22 protein-coding genes, 1 tRNA gene and 1 pseudogene are annotated in these 19,428 nt (G+C 34.5%); 19 read left to right on the top strand and 5 right to left on the bottom strand.

What is annotated here, in order from left to right:
- Positions 1–52 precede the first annotated feature (52 nt).
- From CAI20_RS06255 to CAI20_RS06190, 14 genes are all read left to right on the top strand, one after another.
- A complete protein-coding gene (locus tag CAI20_RS06255; protein ID WP_038536951.1) occupies positions 53–424 on the top strand; it encodes a head decoration protein in 372 nt (123 codons plus the stop codon).
- A 43-nt stretch (positions 425–467) separates the two neighbouring features.
- Positions 468–1,472: a major capsid protein gene (locus tag CAI20_RS06250; RefSeq protein WP_149168963.1), complete on the top strand. Its 1,005-nt coding sequence runs from the start codon at positions 468–470 to the stop codon at positions 1,470–1,472.
- A gap of 83 nt (positions 1,473–1,555) precedes the next feature.
- Positions 1,556–1,861, top strand: coding sequence for a head-tail joining protein (locus CAI20_RS06245; protein ID WP_149168962.1), 306 nt, complete (start codon positions 1,556–1,558; stop codon positions 1,859–1,861).
- A complete protein-coding gene (locus CAI20_RS06240; RefSeq protein WP_149168961.1) occupies positions 1,862–2,359 on the top strand; it encodes a phage tail protein in 498 nt (165 codons plus the stop codon). It begins immediately after the preceding gene.
- A complete protein-coding gene (locus CAI20_RS06235) occupies positions 2,356–2,829 on the top strand; it encodes a hypothetical protein (protein WP_149168960.1) in 474 nt (157 codons plus the stop codon). Before CAI20_RS06240 ends, CAI20_RS06235 begins: the two co-directional genes overlap by 4 nt.
- Complete coding sequence (locus CAI20_RS06230) at positions 2,816–3,280, top strand: phage baseplate assembly protein V (RefSeq protein ID WP_149168959.1); 465 nt, start codon at positions 2,816–2,818, stop codon at positions 3,278–3,280. The genes CAI20_RS06235 and CAI20_RS06230 overlap by 14 nt, the downstream gene beginning before the upstream one ends.
- Positions 3,277–3,531 carry a PAAR domain-containing protein gene (locus CAI20_RS06225; RefSeq protein WP_149168958.1) on the top strand — a complete coding sequence of 85 codons (255 nt, stop codon included), beginning with the start codon at positions 3,277–3,279 and terminating at the stop codon, positions 3,529–3,531. Before CAI20_RS06230 ends, CAI20_RS06225 begins: the two co-directional genes overlap by 4 nt.
- Before the next feature lie 2 nt (positions 3,532–3,533).
- Positions 3,534–3,869, top strand: a complete 336-nt coding sequence (locus CAI20_RS06220; RefSeq protein WP_149168957.1) for a GPW/gp25 family protein — start codon at positions 3,534–3,536, stop codon at positions 3,867–3,869.
- Between the two features lie 2 nt (positions 3,870–3,871).
- The gene (locus CAI20_RS06215) at positions 3,872–4,672 is read left to right on the top strand and encodes a baseplate assembly protein (protein WP_149168956.1); all 801 of its coding nucleotides are present in this window, start codon (positions 3,872–3,874) and stop codon (positions 4,670–4,672) included.
- A gap of 278 nt (positions 4,673–4,950) precedes the next feature.
- Positions 4,951–6,117, top strand: coding sequence for a phage tail protein (locus tag CAI20_RS06210; protein WP_149168955.1), 1,167 nt, complete (start codon positions 4,951–4,953; stop codon positions 6,115–6,117).
- Between the two features lie 168 nt (positions 6,118–6,285).
- Entirely contained in the window at positions 6,286–6,996 is a 711-nt protein-coding gene (locus CAI20_RS06205; protein ID WP_065095389.1) for an ankyrin repeat domain-containing protein, read from the top strand.
- 25 nt (positions 6,997–7,021) lie between these two features.
- A complete protein-coding gene (locus tag CAI20_RS06200) occupies positions 7,022–7,483 on the top strand; it encodes an ankyrin repeat domain-containing protein (protein WP_149168954.1) in 462 nt (153 codons plus the stop codon).
- Between the two features lie 106 nt (positions 7,484–7,589).
- Positions 7,590–7,865: a hypothetical protein gene (locus CAI20_RS06195; protein WP_017532679.1), complete on the top strand. Its 276-nt coding sequence runs from the start codon at positions 7,590–7,592 to the stop codon at positions 7,863–7,865.
- Positions 7,774–9,465: a recombinase family protein gene (locus tag CAI20_RS06190; RefSeq protein WP_149168953.1), complete on the top strand. Its 1,692-nt coding sequence runs from the start codon at positions 7,774–7,776 to the stop codon at positions 9,463–9,465. Before CAI20_RS06195 ends, CAI20_RS06190 begins: the two co-directional genes overlap by 92 nt.
- On the opposite strand, the gene CAI20_RS06185 is transcribed toward CAI20_RS06190, so the two are convergent.
- Positions 9,403–10,104 carry a triosephosphate isomerase gene (locus tag CAI20_RS06185; RefSeq protein WP_007301968.1) on the bottom strand — a complete coding sequence of 234 codons (702 nt, stop codon included), beginning with the start codon at positions 10,102–10,104 and terminating at the stop codon, positions 9,403–9,405. The genes CAI20_RS06190 and CAI20_RS06185 overlap by 63 nt on opposite strands.
- A 24-nt stretch (positions 10,105–10,128) precedes the next feature.
- Positions 10,129–10,201: transfer RNA gene (locus CAI20_RS06180), tRNA-Thr, on the bottom strand.
- 77 nt (positions 10,202–10,278) lie between these two features.
- On the opposite strand from CAI20_RS06180, the gene rsmA reads away from it, so the two are divergent.
- The gene (gene rsmA / locus CAI20_RS06175) at positions 10,279–11,073 is read left to right on the top strand and encodes a 16S rRNA (adenine(1518)-N(6)/adenine(1519)-N(6))-dimethyltransferase RsmA (RefSeq protein WP_007301967.1); all 795 of its coding nucleotides are present in this window, start codon (positions 10,279–10,281) and stop codon (positions 11,071–11,073) included.
- A 123-nt stretch (positions 11,074–11,196) separates the two neighbouring features.
- The gene (gene guaB, locus CAI20_RS06170; protein ID WP_012481851.1) at positions 11,197–12,684 is read left to right on the top strand and encodes an IMP dehydrogenase; all 1,488 of its coding nucleotides are present in this window, start codon (positions 11,197–11,199) and stop codon (positions 12,682–12,684) included.
- 265 nt (positions 12,685–12,949) lie between these two features.
- Here the strand turns inward: guaB and rho are convergent, their stop codons facing one another.
- The 3 genes and pseudogenes from rho to CAI20_RS06155 form a co-directional block, all read right to left on the bottom strand.
- Positions 12,950–14,356 carry a transcription termination factor Rho gene (rho, locus tag CAI20_RS06165; protein ID WP_007301965.1) on the bottom strand — a complete coding sequence of 469 codons (1,407 nt, stop codon included), beginning with the start codon at positions 14,354–14,356 and terminating at the stop codon, positions 12,950–12,952.
- A gap of 194 nt (positions 14,357–14,550) precedes the next feature.
- Positions 14,551–15,156, bottom strand: coding sequence for a cell cycle transcriptional regulator TrcR (locus tag CAI20_RS06160; protein WP_007301964.1), 606 nt, complete (start codon positions 15,154–15,156; stop codon positions 14,551–14,553).
- Positions 15,157–15,259: 103 nt separating this feature from the next.
- Positions 15,260–15,973: pseudogene (locus tag CAI20_RS06155) on the bottom strand (IS5 family transposase).
- 189 nt (positions 15,974–16,162) lie between these two features.
- On the opposite strand from CAI20_RS06155, the gene CAI20_RS06150 reads away from it, so the two are divergent.
- The 3 genes from CAI20_RS06150 to CAI20_RS06140 all read left to right on the top strand — a co-directional run bounded on the left by CAI20_RS06150 (position 16,163) and on the right by CAI20_RS06140 (position 19,408).
- On the top strand, positions 16,163–17,962 hold the full coding sequence (locus CAI20_RS06150; RefSeq protein ID WP_012481850.1) for a peptidylprolyl isomerase: 1,800 nt from the start codon (positions 16,163–16,165) through the stop codon (positions 17,960–17,962).
- A gap of 134 nt (positions 17,963–18,096) precedes the next feature.
- Positions 18,097–18,411, top strand: a complete 315-nt coding sequence (rpsP, locus tag CAI20_RS06145) for a 30S ribosomal protein S16 (RefSeq protein WP_006015540.1) — start codon at positions 18,097–18,099, stop codon at positions 18,409–18,411.
- 10 nt (positions 18,412–18,421) lie between these two features.
- Complete coding sequence (locus CAI20_RS06140) at positions 18,422–19,408, top strand: polyprenyl synthetase family protein (protein ID WP_007301961.1); 987 nt, start codon at positions 18,422–18,424, stop codon at positions 19,406–19,408.
- Positions 19,409–19,428 lie beyond the last annotated feature (20 nt).

The following is a 19,428-nucleotide window of genomic DNA, read 5'->3' as shown; positions in this document are numbered from 1 at the left end:
ATAACAACCACAAATATGGCGGTAAAAAAATAAAAAAAGGAGAGAAAAAGACATGATAAGTATAACTGAAGGAAATAATTTAGGAGATCTTCTGAAATATGAAGTGTCCAACTTATATTCAAGAGATCAGATAACAGTAGCCAAGGGACAAAATCTAAAGTTGGGAACAGTAGTTGGTTATGATACTAAAGATGGTTTTATTAAAGCTTTAAATCCAACTGCCACAGATGGTACACAAACGGCGATAGGAGTGATAGCAAGCGATGTAAACGCAAAGGAAAATAGTAAAGGAGTAATTATTGCTCGTGGTGCCATGCTAGCTGATCATGCAGTTGTATGGCCAGCAAATATTACTGAAGAACAGAAAGCTACAGCAATAAAGCAACTTGAAGGACGAGGAATCATTATCCGTAAAGCGGCCTAAAGCTATATTAAACAATAAAAAACACAAAGGGGGAAAAGAAAAAATGCAAAATCCATTTACAAATACAGCATTTAGCATGACGGCACTAACAAATGCGATGAATATATTGCCGATAAATTATGGACGGGTTGAAAATTTAAATTTATTTCCAAATAGGTCAGTAAGATTTAGACATATTACAATAGAAGAACATAACGGAGTTTTAAGTTTACTACCAACGCAAGTTCCAGGGGCGCCAGCAACAGTAGGAAAAAGAGGAAAAAGAAAAGTAAGAACATTTACGATTCCACATATTCCACACGATGATGTAGTATTACCAGAGGAAGTACAAGGAATAAGAGCATTTGGATCAGAGAGTGAACTGAAAGCGCTGGCAGATGTAATAACCGATCATTTGCAATTGATGAGGAACAAACATGCAATAACATTAGAGCATTTGCGAATGGGAGCGCTGAAGGGAATTATTCTTGATGCTGACGGGTCAGAATTATTAAATCTGTACAACGAATTTGAAATAACACCAAAAGTAGTAAATTTTGCCCTTGGAACAGCAACAACTGATGTAAAGCGTAAGTGCTTGGAGGTATTGCGACATATTGAGGATAACTTAAGTGGTGAATATATGACGGGAATTCATGCACTGGTAAGCCCTGAGTTTTTTGATGCATTAACTTCCCATAGTAAGGTGAAAGAGGCATATGAGAGATGGCAAGAAGGAGCAGCGCTAAGGAATGATATGAGGTCAGGATTTACATTCTGTGGAATAACATTTGAGGAATATAGAGGGCAAGCAACTGACCCTGAAGGAACTGTGAGAAGATTTATTGAGAAAGATACAGGGCACTGTTTTCCACTAGGAACAGCAAGCACATTTACAACATATTTTGCACCAGCAGATTTTAATGAGACAGTAAATACTCTTGGACAGCCACTCTATGCAAAACAAGAGCCAAGAAGATTTGATAGAGGGACTGATTTGCATACGCAGTCAAATCCTCTGCCAATGTGCCATAGACCAGGAGTATTAATCAAGGTTGTTGCAACATAGGTAGAGCAACTATAAAGTAGTGTGAGGCAGAAGAATGCTTTACCTCTTCTTAGCATATAAATATTAGTATATGGCGGAGAAATGTGCAAGAAAATATTAAGCGATTATTAGAAGATTGTTTTGCCCATTTAGGAGAAGTAGCTTTGTATAAATCAAAGGATAAGTCATACATGGTACAAGTATTAAAGCAACAGCCAGATAAATTATACGAGATTGGTGAAGGACAATTTGTGGGAGAGATGCTTTTCCTTGAGGTAAGCGTTTTTGATGTACTGAGGCCAATGGTAGGAGATACTTTTATTATAGGTGACCGTAAATATAAAGTATATTCTCCACCGCTGCAAGATAATTCAGGAATGATATGGAAAATCAGAGCGTCAGGAGTATAAATGCGTATTAACACCGGTAGTATTATACAAAGTATAGATGCTGAAAGGAAAAAAGTGGAAAAAGCGATGGTGAGTGCATTAAACAAAACGGCACTATGGTTAAAAGCGCAAGCAGCTAAGAAAATTAGTGAGGAAAAGAGAATAAAATTAAGTTTGATAAGAAAGAGATTAAGAATTTTTAAGGCGAAAACTAGCAGATTAGAAGTGTTAATTAGAGCAAATCTCTATGACATTAGAGCATCGGCAATTGGCAAAATACAAAAAACAAGAAGAGGATCGAAAGTAGGAAAGCATGAGTTTATAGGAGGATTTGCAGCAGTTATGCCAAAAGGAAATAGCGGTATTTTTAAACGTGAAGGAAGGGCAGCATTGCCAATAAAGGAAGTTAAGTTGCCACTAGAACCTGAGGCTTCAAGGATAATAGGGAATCTTGTTAATTATGAGGTTGAGGAAGTGTTTGAAAAGTTCTTTGAACGTGATATTACAAGAAATATATGAATTTTAAAGATTTGCATAACGCAATCTGCACTACGCTGAAGAAAGAAATACCAGCAATTCAAACTTGTGAAATTTATCCATCGATAAGAAAAGAATTATTAGCGCCAGCAGTGTTTGTAGAATTAGCAAGTTTAGAACCAGGTAAAGATGCAGGTACTGAGGAATTAGCCCTGAAAGCAAGATTTGAAGCGAGAATTGTAGTTGATGGAACAGTAGAGGGTTCCTCGTTAGTTGTAAGGTCATTAGCAGCAGAAGTAGCAAGAGTAGTGAACAAGAATACCTGGGAAAAGAATGTATCTCCGGCTGAATTTCTTTCTGCAGAGCCTGATGGATTTAGACCCGAATTAGATGCATATTTGGTGTGGATGGTTGATTGGAATCATCAGCTTCATTTAGGTAAATCAGTATGGGAAGAGGGGAAAATTAAACCACATACAATAAACGTAGGAAATATAAATGTTGGATCATAGTTTTGCAATTTCAGAGCTGCAAAGAAAGTTAGCAAACATTGTACGAATAGGAGTGGTAAAAGAAGTAGATTATGAGAAAGCAAAAGTAAGAGTGAAGATAGGAGAACTTTTAACAGATTTTCTTCCATGGATAACTTCTAGAGCAGGAGAGGAAAGAAGCTGGCTACCACCAAGCATAAATGAACAGGTAGTAATATTGTCACCATTGGGAGAGTTATCATTAGGAGTAGTACTTCCTGGAATATATCAACAAAAGTACTCTGCACCAGAAAATAAAAAAGAGGTGAGCAGCTTAACATTTCAAGATGGAACAAAGTTGTCATACGATAAAGATAAACATCATTTAGAGATTGAAGTAGTAGATAAAATAACACTGAAAGCTGGAGAATCGAGCATAGAAATGACAAAAAGTGGAATAAAACTGAAAGCAGAAAGGATCGACTTAAATTGAACAAAGGAATAGTGAGGTTAGGAGACTACTGTGGAGAAGCTATACCACATTTCTGCATTAGCGGAAGTAATAATGTTTTTGTAAACGGTAAGTCAATGTGTAGACAAGGAGAAAGTTTTAGTGAAGGAAAAGTAATGATTCAAGGATCAAAAACAGTGTTTGCAAATGGTCTTAGTGTAGGAAGAGTAGGAGATATAGTTTCATGTGGTTTTAAAGTAATAAAAGGCAGTGAAAGCGTTTTTGCAAAATAGAAATGAAGGGTATGGATGCTAAAACAGGAAAGACGTTAGAAGGAATAGAGCACTTAAAGCAATCGATAATTGATATACTGATCACTCCAGTAAACAGTAGAATAATGAGGAGAGATTATGGGTCAAGATTATTTGAATTGGTGGATAAGCCAATAAATAGAGATTTAACACTTGAGATATATGCAGCAACTGCAGAAGCTTTGGAAAAATGGGAGAGAAGGTTTAAATTAGAGAAAGTGAAGATAACAGAAGTAAAAGAAGGAAAAGTAACGCTTGACCTAGAAGGATTATACTTACCAAGCGGGAAAAACATTCATTTTGATGAAATTGTAGTCTAAAGATGCAGCAGCCAAATATTATCGAACCACTGAGCTTTGAGGAAATCTTTTCAAGAATGAAGGAAGAGTTAATAAATCGAGACACAAGTTTTACAGCATTAGTTGAAAGTGATCCAGCGATAAAGATTCTGGAGGTAGCAGCGTGGAGAGAGTTGTTACTGAGACAAAGAATAAACGAAGCAGTAAAAAGTAATCTACTTAAATTTGCAGGAGGAGAAGATCTTGATAATTTAGCTGAGTTTTATGGAGTAGAAAGACAAAAAGAAGAAGATGATGAACGATTTAGAAAAAGAATTAAAGCAAAGATAGCAGGTTGGTCAACAGGAGGAAGTAAGGAATATTATAAATATCATGCACTGTCAGCAGATAGTAGAGTAAAAGATGCACTAGTGGAATCAACTATACCAGGGAAAGTACAAATTTCAATCTTATCAACACAATTATCCACAACTGGCATAGCGTTAGAAGAGCTACTTAAAATTGTAAAAAAGCAGGTTACTAGAGATGATATAAGGGTTTTAACCGATACAGTAAAAGTGATAGGTTGCAATATTATGGAAATAGATATTCACAGCAGAATGAGCATAAGTCCTGTAATATCAAAGGAGGAAATCAAGAAGCAATTTATTAAGAAGTTTGAAGCAAGCAAAAGGTTGGGATGGAACGTAACAAGATCATGGATAATAGCAAATTTGTTTGTAGAGGGTGTAGAAAACGTAGAATTAATCGAGCCAAGAGAGGATGTTGTGGTTCTGGGGAATGAGTGTGCAGTGCTTGGCTACGTCAAGTTAGATAGGATTTAAAACGTATTTTTTTTGTTTTGTGCCAGTGAGGGGATTGCGTGCAATAAGTGGTTTACTGGATCCAATGTTAGGAAGAAGAAAGTATTGATTTTCTTCCAGAAGTTGTAATTTGTTTTTTAAAGTATGGATAATATGGTCAAATTAACCCTCTGACATTAACATCTATTATGGAAAGTGTTTTCGATATTAAGAACATCTTTATTTTTCTGAAATGATCTCTTGCTTACTCATAAGCTACCTAAATAAAGGAAATTAAAGCAACTTGAAAGAAAAGACAAATGAAAAATTTATTACCGCCAAACGCAACAAAGCAAGAGCAAGCACTGGTTGATGCAATAGATTATAAGGTTGATCCAAGCTGTATCAGAGGGTTTAAGTTCAACCTGAAAGAAGAAACATTACCATGGATAATAGAAGAATATGGTTTAGAAGAGATATTGCGCTGGGTAAAAAATAAAAGAAGGGCGATAGTAGAAGGAGTAAAATTTCAAAGACTGAGAGGAACACCTGCATCACTTAAAATAGCACTAAAGTGGGCAAATATAGAAGATATTACAATTATCGAAGAACCACCTGGTAAACACTTCTTTGAATTACAAATAGGAATAAAAGATGTTCCAAATGACTTTTTTGTAGATGCAGTAGTAGAACTTGCAAAACTATCATTACCAGCAAGATCAAGGCTAATGAGGATTTTTAATGACTACTATAACGTTGATAGGTTTATATTAGATGAAAGTATATTCGGCAGCTTATTATCAGACTATTCAGGTAGAAAAGTTGAAAAAGATGGACCAGTGTTATCGTTTGGAAGAATAAATTTTTTCAGTTCTAGAGGTCCGTTAGTAGAGATTGTAGACAACTATTTAAGAGAGCATTATGAACAAACATTTAGTAATGACATATATCAATTAGATGTAGCAGTACTTGGAGAAACAGAGCCTCACACAAAGAATTATAACGGTATTTATGAAAGAAATCATTTGTGGTACAACTTAAAAGCACTATATCCATTACCACAGAGTTTATTACCATCGATTAAATTTGCAAAAGCGCAGATAGTATTATCAGACAGTTGGGATTTAGGAGACATAAATACGTGCTTTCCAGTTAGTAGCGTAGAAGAAAGAGGAAATAAATTTGTATTGGGAAGCGATAAACTTTCAGGGCAATATTGGAATTTAAAACACAAGCCAATTTTAGAAAGATTTAGCGTTACTCACAACTATAAAGTAGAAAATTATACAGATCAGAAGGTCAGAAAATATGTTTTAGCAGAACACAACGTTTACTATAAAAATGATTTGGATTCAGAGCAAAAAGACTCAATACACGAATTAGAAAAGCACATTTTAGTATTTTACCCGGGAGTACTGAAGTGGCATGAACATCGACATTTGCACAGAAGTTGGAAAGATAGTCGAATAATATCTTTAATAAGTTAAGTACTTATATTTAGATACTCATATATTATATTAATAATAGGTAAAAGTGTATGAAATAAAAAGAAAAGGACTTGCTTTCTCATGCCAAAAAGGACATGACTTGAATAGCAGCAGGTAAATATAAGAAATTTGTCTGGTGCTAGAAAAGCTAATTTTGTGAGGTATGAAATGAGTTTTAGCAAGAGTAAGTTTTTTAAAGAAGTATCAAGTAACGGATTTAAAGACATTAATAAAAGAAATGAAGAAGGAGAGACGATCTTGCATCAAGCAGTAGAAATCTCTGATTACAAAACAGTGAGATTATTAATAAAAAAAGGAGCAGAGGTAAATGCAAGAGATAAAAATGGTTATACACCTCTACACTGTGCAGTATTCGCAAAGAGTTTAGAAAATGTAAAAGTGCTGCTAAGGTCGGGAGCAGAAGTAAATGCCACTCAATATGTCACTGGATGTACGCCACTCCACTCTGCGTGCAAGATGGGAGGAGCAGGAGTTGAAATAATAAAAGAGCTGGTAAAGGCTGGAGCTGAAGTTAATCAACTGAATAAGTACGGCGCAACGCCAATGTATTACATCTGGGAAAGTGAAAAGTATCGTCTATGTGATAGCAAAGAGAGTGAAAAGGCGAGTAAATTTTTGAGAGAAAAAGGAGGAATAACAAAAAGTAGAGAACTGACGTGCTATGGAATAGAGGGGCTAGTGGGAGAAATAGCAGACATGTTGAATGGAAGCTACATGCCTGAGCTAAAAATAATAGAGATAGGAGAAATAAGGAAGAGAGACAAATCGCTAATAAAGAAAGAATGTCAAAATTTAGCAAGCAAGATAATCAGCCAAGTGAATGCAATGATAGATGAGGTGGTAAAAAGGAAGGCTTAGGTTTAAAGAAAAGGTGGGGTAAGTTATGGTAAAGCTGGGCAAAAAAGATAAGTCACTATTAGAGAACTCGTTTAAAAATATTTATGAAAGAGACGAAAAAGGAAGAACAGCTCTACATTATGCAGTAGAGGTAAAAACAGCGAGGTTATTAATCGAAAAAGGAGTAGATGTGAATGCAGCAGATGTAAGAGGACATACAGCACTGCATCTAGCGATAACGGAGAAACGTCTAGAAACAGTTAGAGAATTGATAAAATCAGGAGGGAATGTAAATGCTGAAGAGTATGGCAATAAATGCACTCCGCTGCATCTTGCATGTATGGTAGGAGAAAAAGAAATAGTGGAGGAGCTAGTAAAAGCAGGGGCTGAAATAGAGCAAGCAGATAAATTTGGAATAACAGCGATGGATTATGCGAAAAATAGCAAAGAAATAGCCGAGGTATTAAAGAAAGAAACAGAGAAAATGGAAAGTTTGTTAAAAAAATAAGAGTCGTATCAGAAAGCGCAACAGCAGTTGGCAAAGGAAGGGCTAGACCAAATTTGAAGGCTGTAGCTGATAAAAGTTGGTCTTTTTCATAAGAGTAAATGGATTGATGGAAAAAAGGAGTGGTAAGGCTCCTTGCACTACAAAAACATTTGCAGGAGAAACTATGAGAAAAAGAACATTAACTTGCCGATACGAGCCAGATGAATTAGCGGAACAACATCTAGCAGACGCCTATGAGCTGTTACTAAGGTATGCGGTAAAAAGAAACAATGAAAAGGAGATAAAGAAAAATGATAACAGTGGCCTTATATGCAAGAGTTTCATCGAAGAGTCAAGCGCAGAACAATACAATAGAGAGTCAAATTGCCGAGCTCAAGCATAGAATTGCTGCAGATAAGCATGAGTTATTGAATGAGTATGAATTTAAGGATGATGGGCTTAGTGGGTGGAGTTTAGAACGTGAAGGTTTAGATGCATTACGTGATAAAGTAGGAGAAGATCAAATTGATAAAATTTATATTCATTCACCTGACCGACTATCAAGAAAATCTGCACATCAAATGATATTACTTGATGAATTTGAAAAAGCAGGAGTAGAAGTAATATTCTTAAATCATAAGACTGAAAATAATCCAGAGTCTAAATTGTTATTGGGAATGCAAGGATTAGTGGCAGAATATGAGTGTACAAAGATTATGGAACGTAGTCGTAGGGGAAAACTCCATAGAGCAAAAAAAGGCTGTGTAAGTGTAATTGGCATTGCACCTTTTGGTTATAATCGTATAAAGCATGTAGATAGAGAAAAGACAAAGTTTGAAATAAATGAAGAGGAAGCAAAAATAGTAAAGCAGATATTCATGTGGGTAGGGCAAGAGAGAATAAGTATAAGGGAAGTGATACGTAGACTAAGAGATAAGTCAATTAGAACAAGAACTGGAAAGAAGGTGTGGTGTCCAATAATAATTTGGAAGGTGTTAAGAAATCCAGCATATAAAGGACAAGCAGCGTTTGGTAAATTAAAGAGGGTTGAAAAAAGAGAAAGAAATAAACAAAAGGTTTCTATCTGTCGCACAGATGAGGACAGCTGGATTTATATACCAGTACCAAAAATAGTTGATGAAGGGTTATTTAATAAAGTACAAAAGCAACTGGATGAAAATAGAAAAAGAGCAAGGATGCAGAGAGAGGGAGGAAAAAAGAAATATCTATTACAAGGTCTAGTTGTGTGTCAAAACTGTGGATATGCGTATAGTGGTGCACAATGTGGAGTTGAAGGAAAAAAGTTTAGCTATTATCGCTGTAGTAGTACTATACGTATTACTGATGGTAGGGAGAAGTGTACTAATAAATTGGTCCGTACAGATATGTTAGAAACAGCTATATGGGAAAAGGTGAAAAATTTACTAAAAAACCCAGAGATAATAAAAAATGAGTATCACCGTAGAATTGCAGAAAATAAAAATGATGAATCATCAGATAAGAAGTTTGCAAGAAGGGAAAATCAAATAAAACAAGGCATCGAAAAGTTAATGGAAGACTATTATAGTCAAGAAAATGTAGGAGATAAAGGATATATAAGTGAGGAAGAATTTAAACAGACGATGAAAAGAATGAGGGAACGCTTAAGAGGGATAGAAGAAGAGAAGAAAAAGGTAGTTGATCAAAAAGCAATAGAGAAGGGAATGAACCTTATCATCAACAGTATAAAGAGTCTTTATTCCAGTGTAAAATCTAATTTGGAACAGCTAGATTGGCAAACTAAGCGTGGCATCATTAAAGCATTAGTAGAACGAATTCAGATTGGTTATGACCAGGTAGAAGTGGCGTTTAGAATCGAAGAACCAGCACAGGATGGAGAGATTTTTAATTTGCAACATTGTACTGGACGTCATGACAATAAGAGTATTTATCCTTTAGAATTAATTAAGAGAAAATTTTTTCTCGACTTGTTGTATGATTTTATAAAAGTGATCAAAATCTAAGCTTGCACTGCCAATTAAAACTCCTGATAAATTTGGAATACTGAGCAAGTTTTCTATATTTTCTGAACTGACTGAACCACCATATATAATGTGTTTTTTACCAGTACAGGATTTTATTACCTCAGCAATTGCGTCATTATTTGGCACATTTCCTGTTCCTATTGCCCATATCGGTTCGTATGCTATGGTATATTTACCTTGTGTTGGCAAACGGTTTTTGCATTGATATTCTATTACTTCTTTTGTTTTTTTATTTTTATAATCTTCTGAGTTTTCACCTACACAGATGATTGGGTGTAATCCTGATTCTATTGCTGTTTCTGATTTCAGTTTTATTTCACTATCTGTTTCATGAGCCCTTTCAGAATGTCCAAGTATTACGTAACTACATCCTAGTTCCTTCAACATTCCTGCACTAATTTCACCTGTGTAAGAACCGAACTCTTTATGATGGCAATTCTGTCCTCCTATTTTAATATTGTTGTTCAACTCTATATTGCTTTGAAATGATGTAAAAGGAGGGCAAATTACTAATTTAGAGGTAATTTCGTTGCTCTTGTTGTTAAGTTTGCCTATAAAGTCAACAAATGAAGAACGTGTTCCATTCATTTTCCAATTTGCTACTATTAAAAAAGACATCAATTTTTCTTATATGAATGAGAGTGCCGGCTGTCGGACTTGAACTGACAACCTACTGATTACAAGTCAGTTGCTCTACCAATTGAGCTAAGCCGGCATTAAATACACTGACAATATACAATTATTGATGAATTTTCGTCAACTAATTTTTAAAATACTGCATAATAAGATTATATGAGAAAATTTTTACTGAAGCCAAAAAAGAGTCTAGGGCAAAATTTTATTTTATCGAATGAGATAATAAAAAGAATAGTTGCCTTAGCCGGTAGCCTGAAAGATTTTAATGTTATTGAAATTGGTCCTGGGTATGGTGCGTTAACAAGAGAAATATTGGCATATAATCCAAAGTTTCTACTTTCTATAGAAAAAGATAGTAGTTTAGTGAAACATCACGAACAATTGCTAAATGAGCATCAGGGAAAATATAGAATTATAGAAGCAGATGCACTTAATGTTGTAGAAAAAGAGCTGGTAGAATGTCCAGTCAAAGTCATTGCTAACTTGCCTTACAATATCTCAGTAGCGTTATTTTTAAAGTGGTTAAATAATATAAAATTTTTTACGAATTTGACGTTAATGTTCCAAAAGGAGGTAGCAGAGCGTATTACAGCAGAACCTAATTCTAAGGATTATGGTTCCCTATCAGTGCTAAGCCAGTTACTATGCGACATAAAAAAGGAATTTGATATTGAACCTAAGGAATTTTTTCCAAGACCAAAAGTATATTCTTCAGTAATTACAGTAAAACCTTTACCCACTCCAAGATTTGCAGTAAATTTAGAAACCTTAACAAAGCTAACACGTGCTGTGTTCGCTCAAAGAAGAAAGATGCTGAGAAATAGCTTGCAAAGTATAACTAGTGATGTCTCAACTACTCTTGAGAATGCTAAACTGAGTGGAGACGAACGTCCAGAAAGCTTAACTATTGAGCAGTTCTGTTTGCTAGCAAATAATATAATTATGCGATAAATATATTAGGAGCTACATACCTCTTCTATCCTATTTTGATCTAAAAATAGCTGGAGCCAGGCTAATTTTGCAAAAGCTCTATTGCAATTTCATTAATTGGCGTATAAGCTTTAAATAAAGCATATGAAAAAAATGGAAGCTTGTTATTCGTTTGACGATGTACTTCTCTTACCGGCCTATTCTGATGTATTGCCTCGTGATGCAGACACAAGAACTTATCTAACAAATAATATAGAACTAAATATCCCTCTCATATCCTCTGCAATGGACACTGTCACTGAATCAGGCTTTGCAATAGCTATTGCCCAACATGGTGGAATAGGTTGCATACATAAGAATTTATCAATAGATGAACAAGTGTTAGAAGTAAGAAGGGTGAAAAAATATGAAAGCTGGATCGTGTATAACCCAATTACAATTTCCCCAGATAAAACAGTTGCAGAAGCAGTTTCATTAATGAGAGAGTATAATTATTCCGGCATTCCTGTAGTTGATCAACGCAAGTTAGTGGGAATTTTAACTAATCGAGATGTGAGGTTTATTGAAGACCAGAACATGAATATAAAAGTTTCCGAGGTAATGACAAAAGATAAGTTAGTAACAGTTCGAGAGCAGGCAGTAAATAGCGCCTCAGCAATGAAATTGTTGCATGCAAATAGAATAGAGAAGCTTTTGGTTGTTGATGAAAATTCTTGTTGCATAGGTCTAATCACAGTTAAAGACATCGAAAAATACAATAGATATCCAAATTCATGTAAAGACAGTAAAGGTCGACTCAGAGTTGCCGCTGCAATTGGTACTGGTAAAAAAGACGGTATAGAAAGATGTGAAGCTTTGGTCGAAGAAGAAGTTGATGTGGTTATTGTAGATACCGCTCACGGTCATTCCGAGAACGTTATCAGCACTATTAAGGAAATAAAAAAGATGTATCCGAATACGCAATTAATCGGCGGAAATATTACAACAAAGGAGGCTGCTGAAGCGTTGATTGATGCTGGTGTTGATGCAGTGAAAGTTGGAATAGGGCCAGGATCAATTTGTACTACCAGAATAGTTACAGGCGTTGGTATGCCACAATTCTCTGCGATCAAGAATATTGCAGAGGTTTGTAAAACAAAAAACGTCAGACTAATTGCTGATGGTGGAATAAAATATTCGGGAGATGTTGCAAAAGCTATTGCAGCTGGTGCTGATACTGTGATGATAGGTTCAATCTTTGCTGGTACTGAGGAAAGCCCAGGTGAGATTATCATGTATAAGGGTAGAGCATATAAGGAATATCGAGGAATGGGATCTATTAGTGCAATGAAACGAGGGTCAGCTAGCCGTTATTTTCAAGATTCAAAACTTGATTTAGTCCCACAAGGAGTAGAAGCAAGAGTTCCTTTTAAAGGTCCAGCTTCAGGAGTGATCTGTCAGTTAATTGGTGGGTTGCAAGCTGCAATGGGTTACACTGGCAACCGTAATATAGAAGAGATGAAAAAAAACTGCAAATTTGTCACTATTACTTCATCAGGGTTAAGAGAAAGTCATGCTCATGATATAATCATTACACAGGAAGCTCCAAATTACGCTTACCAAGCATCTAATTTATCATCTGATTCAGAGTAAATACAATCCCCTTTTGAGTGGGTCATTTCAACACTGGTACACAATTGATATTAATATTAAGAGTCAAAAAGATGTCATCTAAGTGGCTGACACTGGAAAATCGATTGTAAATAAACTGACTACATAAAATTTTTGATCAAAATCAGTGCTATAAGTTGGAATAGCAACTTAAGGTAGATTGCCAGCTTAATATATTTTGATAAATCCAAATTATTTTAGCTATAAGAGAGCTTTGCTTTTTTGCTCCATCAGAATTGGCTTACTTTTAGTGATTCATGGAGTTAAAAAAGTCAGCATTGCTCTTTGTTAAAAGTAATTTGTCACGTAAAAACTCCATTGCTTCAACAGATCCCATAGGGTTAAGTATCCTACGCAATACCCATATTTTATTTAGTATGGCCTTATCAACTAATAGCTCTTCCTTCCTTGTTCCGGATTTTGTAATATCAATAGCAGGGAATATACGTTTATCAGCAAGTTTTCTATCTAGTATAATTTCAGCATTACCTGTGCCTTTAAACTCTTCAAAAATAACATCATCCATTTTTGAACCAGTTTCTATAAGGGCTGTAGCGATGATTGTCAAAGAACCACCATTTTCAATATTACGAGCTGCTCCAAAAAAGCGTTTTGGTCTTTGCAGCGCATTTGAATCTACACCGCCGGTTAGAACCTTTCCAGACGAAGGAATGACTGCATTATAAGCACGTGCAAGACGAGTTATAGAATCAAGCAAAATCACTACATCTTTTTTGTGTTCAACCATTCTTTTAGCTTTTTCTATTACTATTTCAGCAAGTTGGACATGACGGTAGGCAGGTTCATCAAATGTAGAGCTTACCACTTCACCCTTTACAGAGCGTATCATATCTGTCACCTCTTCGGGTCTTTCATCTATAAGTAATACTATTAGTTCTATTTCAGGATGATTTGTAGCTATAGAGTGAGCCATTTGCTGAAGCAATATCGTTTTTCCTGTACGAGGTGGAGCAACTATCAATGCTCTTTGTCCTTTTCCAAGAGGTGTAACTATATCTACAGCACGCATGTTTATATCTTTTTTATTATCTCCGCTACTGTTGTTTTCAAGGATGAGGCTTTTTTCAGGATAAAGCGGAAGCAAATTATCAAAATGGACGTACTTTCTTAATTCACTGATTTCAGTAGAGTTTATACTTTGAACCTTAGTTAAAGTAAAATATCTTTCTTTATCACCAGGTGGCCTTATTTCTCCACATGCCATATCTCCTGTACGTAAATTAAACTTCTTTATTTGGCCATTGGAAATATAAACATCATCGGTACTTGGAGCATAATTTGCACTTGATGAACGTAAGAAACCAAAACCATCAGGCAATATTTCCACTACTCCACTTCCTGTGGTTATGCCTCCTTCTTCACTCATTTTCTTCATTAAACTGAATATCATTTCCTGTTTTAGCATCCTGCCATTGCCTTTACCACTAGTTGAAATTTTTCTTTCTTCAGCTAGCTCTAACAATTCTTCTGCTGTTTTCTCTTTCAATTCGCTCAGGTCCAATGTTTTCTTGTTTTTTTCAGCACCTTCACTGGTCATTTGTTTTACTGCGTCAGCATTATGAATTTGTTCGCTTTTTTCAGGTTGACCTACAACCCCTCCTTTTGCTAAGACATCTTCATTGATTGTTGTCATAATCCTCCAAAAATTTTAATTGATGCTTACTAACCTAAAATGTGAATATAAAACAATAAATTAGGCTGAGCTAGTTTTCAGTGCGTATTTAGACTTAATTATTATTAAACTAGATACTTTACTTGCATTATACTGATAAAAACTAACAAGTCAAGTCAATTTAATATTAACAAAGTACAAGAATTTGAGAATCATCAATAGCTATTATTTATATTTTTTAATCTTTGTTTCTTCTCTTCTTCTACTTTCGCTTTTTCTACTTCCGCTTCTAAATTTTCCTGGCTACATAAACCAAGTAGTACAGGATCTTGAGGTTTGATATTGAGTATGTTATGATGAGATCTATCTCTTACCTGCTCAACTGTGTAATTTGTTGTACCAACTAGCTTAGCTATTACATTATTGTTCAAGATAGGAAATTTTTTTACCAAATAATAAATCGCATTAGGTTTATCTCTACGCCTTGCTGTGGAAGCAAAGGCAAGAAAGCTAATCGTCTTTGCCCTTTTTTTCATATTTTTTATAATCAAATTTGGTACACGATTTGGATTTTTTTTGCAATTATCGATTTCTTTTTCAGTAATTATTTCAGAAATAATAGGGTCATACTTTTCAACTTCTATTTCCTCATCAGCTATGTCTTGTACTTTTTCAAGGGATAACTTGCAACATTGTGCTATTTGATCAAAAGTTAAGCTAGTGTTATCAACCAACCAAGCAGCTACTTGCATGAGAAATTGTTCATTTCTATCTTTATTGTCTTTAGAAGATTCCATTGACATCGAAAAAACATCTCCCATTTTAATATTCCTTTGCTGTTATAGAAATAAAATATAAACCATTAAAACTAAAAAAGCATTAACTTTGTCATCCAATGGCTTTTTGGTTTATATTTCTTATCTCTTAGAACCTGTTCATAATCTTTTGAAGAGGAAAGAAGCAAAAGCAAATTTGTAGGCTAGTATTAAATTTACGCTCGCAATTTTTCCAAAGTCGCCTACATTTTTCCAACCAGGCAAAAGAAGATCTCTCAACAACCCATCTTTTTGGCAATACAGCAAAGGTGCTTCACCTCAACAGTTGCACCAATAGTTACTTTCATCTGTGTTGCAAAATTTTCTCCAGTGTAGCCTGCATCAACCAGTATGTTTTTAACTTCAGAGAGACTTTCTTTAGCATTTTTAACCATTGTCAAAGCACTGCTACGATCAGTTATTTCTGCCGTTGTTATATGAATTGCTTGTGTCAAACCTTGTGTATCAACTGCGATCGGTATTTTTTACACTTTGGGCATCAATGATGCAGAAGCTTGTTTTGGTATTTCGACCACTGTTCTCTCCAACCAATTTTTTTAAAGACAATTTCTAGAACATTTTCTCTATCTTCATTCGTTTTTTTACTCCATTTCTTGAAGTAATCGTAAAAATTTCGCCATCTTGGAAACTCTTTTGGAAGCATTCGCCATTGACAGCCACTTTTTAGTACATAAAGCACACCACAAAATAACTCATATAAACCTAATCTTCTTGGCTTTGTTTTCTTTCGCACGCTTTCTAAAATTAGTCTAATCTTTTCGAATTTTTCACAACTTATGTCACTTGGATATGTATTCCTCATACTTTACCTCATGTCAACTATACCTCATCTTACCATATTCAGAGATCACTTACAGGCTCTTAGGTTAATATAAGCTTCCATTCAATTTAATACACTACAATATTACATATATTAGCTAATTTATTAATAGATTTACAAATATTAAATTATTGCTATTCTAAATTTAAGTGTTAGTTAACTAAGTTTACAATGAGTATTAGAAATTTTTTTACCAAGGCAATCGTTCTCCTTTTAGTTTGCTTATTAATCTTTATGGGGATTGGCAATCTTTTATCAAATGATGATGAAAGGAAAGAATTAGCTAAAGTAGGAAAGGAAGTTATAACATCAGATGAATATAAATTACTATATCAAAATTATAAAAAGCAAATTTCTGGATCTGATGTAAGTAAAGAACAAGTAAAAAAGCTGAAATATGATTTACTTAACGCACTTATAGAGCAAAAACTATTGTTTAACCTAATTAGCGAACTTGGATTAAAAGTTGGAGAAGAATCTATCAAAAGCCACATAAAAAATACCAAGTACTTTCAGGACGATAAAGGAGAATTTGACCATAATAAATTCCATCAAACTCTAAATAGCCTGCATATAACAGAAAAGGAATATATAGAAAAACTAGAGAAAATCCTGCCTGCAATGATGTTCATGACTTCGTTATTTAAAGATAATTATCCGGTAACTTTTGGTGAGGGTGTTGATGAGCAGATATACAAAAATCGCTACCAAACTAGAGTAGTTGATATTGTTAAAATAACTGAGGATGCAATTACAGACGTTCCTGAACCAGATGATCAAGCCTTACTTGATTTGTATGAAAGAAATAAGTCCAATTTTTATTACCCTGAGTATCGAACTGCGCAATACATTTCTCTGGATCAAAAATATTTTGAAGATCAAATCAGAATTTCAGATGAAGAGGTTGATAGTATAATAGAACATCAGGAACTTAAAAATCAAAGAGACATATTCAATGTGATATTTCCTACCAAAGAAAAAGCTGAAATAGCAAGAAGAGCACTTGAAGAAAGTAAAGCAAGCTTTGAACAAATAATAGAAGAGTTTAATAAAGTGAAACTCGATGAAACCAGAGTAAATAATATAACTAAGGATTTCTTACCTGAAAATATGAGAGAAAAGGTATTTGCTCTCAAAACAGGTGAAGTAAGTGAAGTTTTAACAAGCAATTTTGGATGGCACGTAATAAAGGTAGAAAGCATACATCAAATCTCTGATGAAGACTTGGTTGATTTAAAAAAAGACATAAGGTCAGTTTTAACCAATCAAAAGTCTTTTGAAAAAGTCAATGATTTCATAAATCAAGTGAATTATAAGATATACAATGGTGCAACGATTGAAGAAATCTCCAATAATTACAATTTACCTATACAAACCATTGGTCCAGTAGATGCTAGTGGAAAAGACCAAAGTGGTAATGAAGTAGGAAATTCCAGTGATTTCATTTCTTTCATTTTTTCACGCGAGAAAGATCAGAAGAGTTATTTTAAGGGTGTTGGAGATACTGTTGTTGGTGTAAAAATCAGTGATATCGTTCCTCCTAAATTACAAAATTTTGAAGAAAGTAGGGAATCAGCCATAAAGCTTTGGCGTAGTGAATTTATAAAAGAAAGAATGTTTAAAATGGGACAAGAAGTAGCAGTTCAACTAAGAGAAAAGACAGATTTGGAAGAAATGCAAGGTATAAAATTGGTTAAAGGCCAGCAAATACAACGCAATGAACAAAACTACCCTTTTTCTTTCATAGAAGAGATTTTCAATATGAAAACAACTAATTCGGTAACAGATCCTATTCAATACAATAATGAAATTATAATAGGCGTTCTAAAACAAATGCATTCATCAAATGGTAAATTAAACATGCTTGACACCGGAAAACGTGTGATGATATCGCTAAAGGAACAGTTAATTAGCTATCTAAAATCAAAGTATAGAGTAGAAGTTAATCATGCTATGATTGATGATATATAAAAAAGTTTATTATCTTCCTTTTATGAGTGATTAGAGGGGGCTATATTGTATTTTTAGGTAAAAGAGGTACAATTAGTTTGACTTGAGCTGTTTATTGTATTTAAATTGTAATTAATATATGAATAAAGGTTGACATGGCAGTTAAAATAAGGTTAGCAAGGTTTGGGGCAAAGAAACGTCCTTTTTATAGGATAGTTGTAGCCGACTCACGAGCACCAAGAGATGGGCGCTTTATTGAGAGAATAGGACAATATGATCCAATGTTGCCAAAAGACAATAAAAATCGTGTTGTGGTAAAAGCTGATAGATTAAAACATTGGCTAAGTGTAGGAGCGCAAGCAACTGAAAGGGTAATGTGGTTCATTAAAAAAGGCATAGTAGATTTAGAAACAGAATCGAAAAAAATAGAAAAGAAAAAAGTTGAGAAAGTACAAGGGCAAGAAGCATAAGTCCTCTTAAATGCTAAACACTGATTTAACAAAAAGTAGTAAATTAGATGATATTGTATCTTCTGATTTATTGGCTATGAATGACTTTATCTTCAAAAATGTCAATGATGAAGGTACTAAGCTTGCTACCGATATTACATCTCATCTTATTAATTCAGGAGGAAAAAAGATAAGGCCTAAGCTCATTTTTATTATGTGTAAAATGCTGAATTACTCTGGAGAGAGTAGGGTCAACATTGCTGCATCGGTAGAATTTATACACAACGCTACTTTACTTCATGATGATGTGCTTGATGAAAGTAAGGCACGCCATGGAGTTGCAACAGCAAATAAAATTTGGGGGAATAAATCAAGCATTTTAGTTGGTGATCTATTATTGACCTTAGCATTTAGATGGCTTATAGAATGTGGGAATTTAAGTGTTCTCTCTATTTTATCTAAGGCATCTAATTTGCTTGTCAAGGGTGAGATAAAGCAGATGACAACGCGTTTTGACCCTAACACAATTAGGAAAAATTATTTTAATATCATTGGAGAAAAGACAGCATCTTTATTTTCTGCATGCTCCGAGGCTGCATCAGTAGTATCTGGAGCCACAAGTGACGAAACAGAGAGGCTAAGGAATTTCGGGTTTAATTTTGGCATGGCATTCCAAATAATTGATGACGTGCTAGATTATACTGCTAATCAATGCACTTTAGGAAAGCAACTTGGAAAAGATTTCTTTGAAGGTAAAGTTACTTTACCTTCTATTATAGCATATGAAAAAGGCAGTCCATCAGAACAAAAATTCTGGGAGAAATCTTTTTCTTCAGCTAGACACAATTTTGACCAAGCATTACAATATATTAATCATCATAATGCCATTCATGTTTCTATGGAAGAAGCTAAACACTATATTAATATGGCGCAAAGTAATATTGATACTTTTTCTGATTCTCTTTATAAAACTGCTTTGATTGACTTTTTAAATGCAAGCATAGAAAGACAAGGATAGCTAACGCTTGATATTTTTGA

This window comes from Wolbachia endosymbiont of Chrysomya megacephala (assembly GCF_008245065.1).
Lineage (GTDB): Bacteria > Pseudomonadota > Alphaproteobacteria > Rickettsiales > Anaplasmataceae > Wolbachia.
The sequence above is the reverse complement of the archived record's forward strand: the minus strand, read 5'-3'. Positions and strand labels throughout refer to the sequence as shown.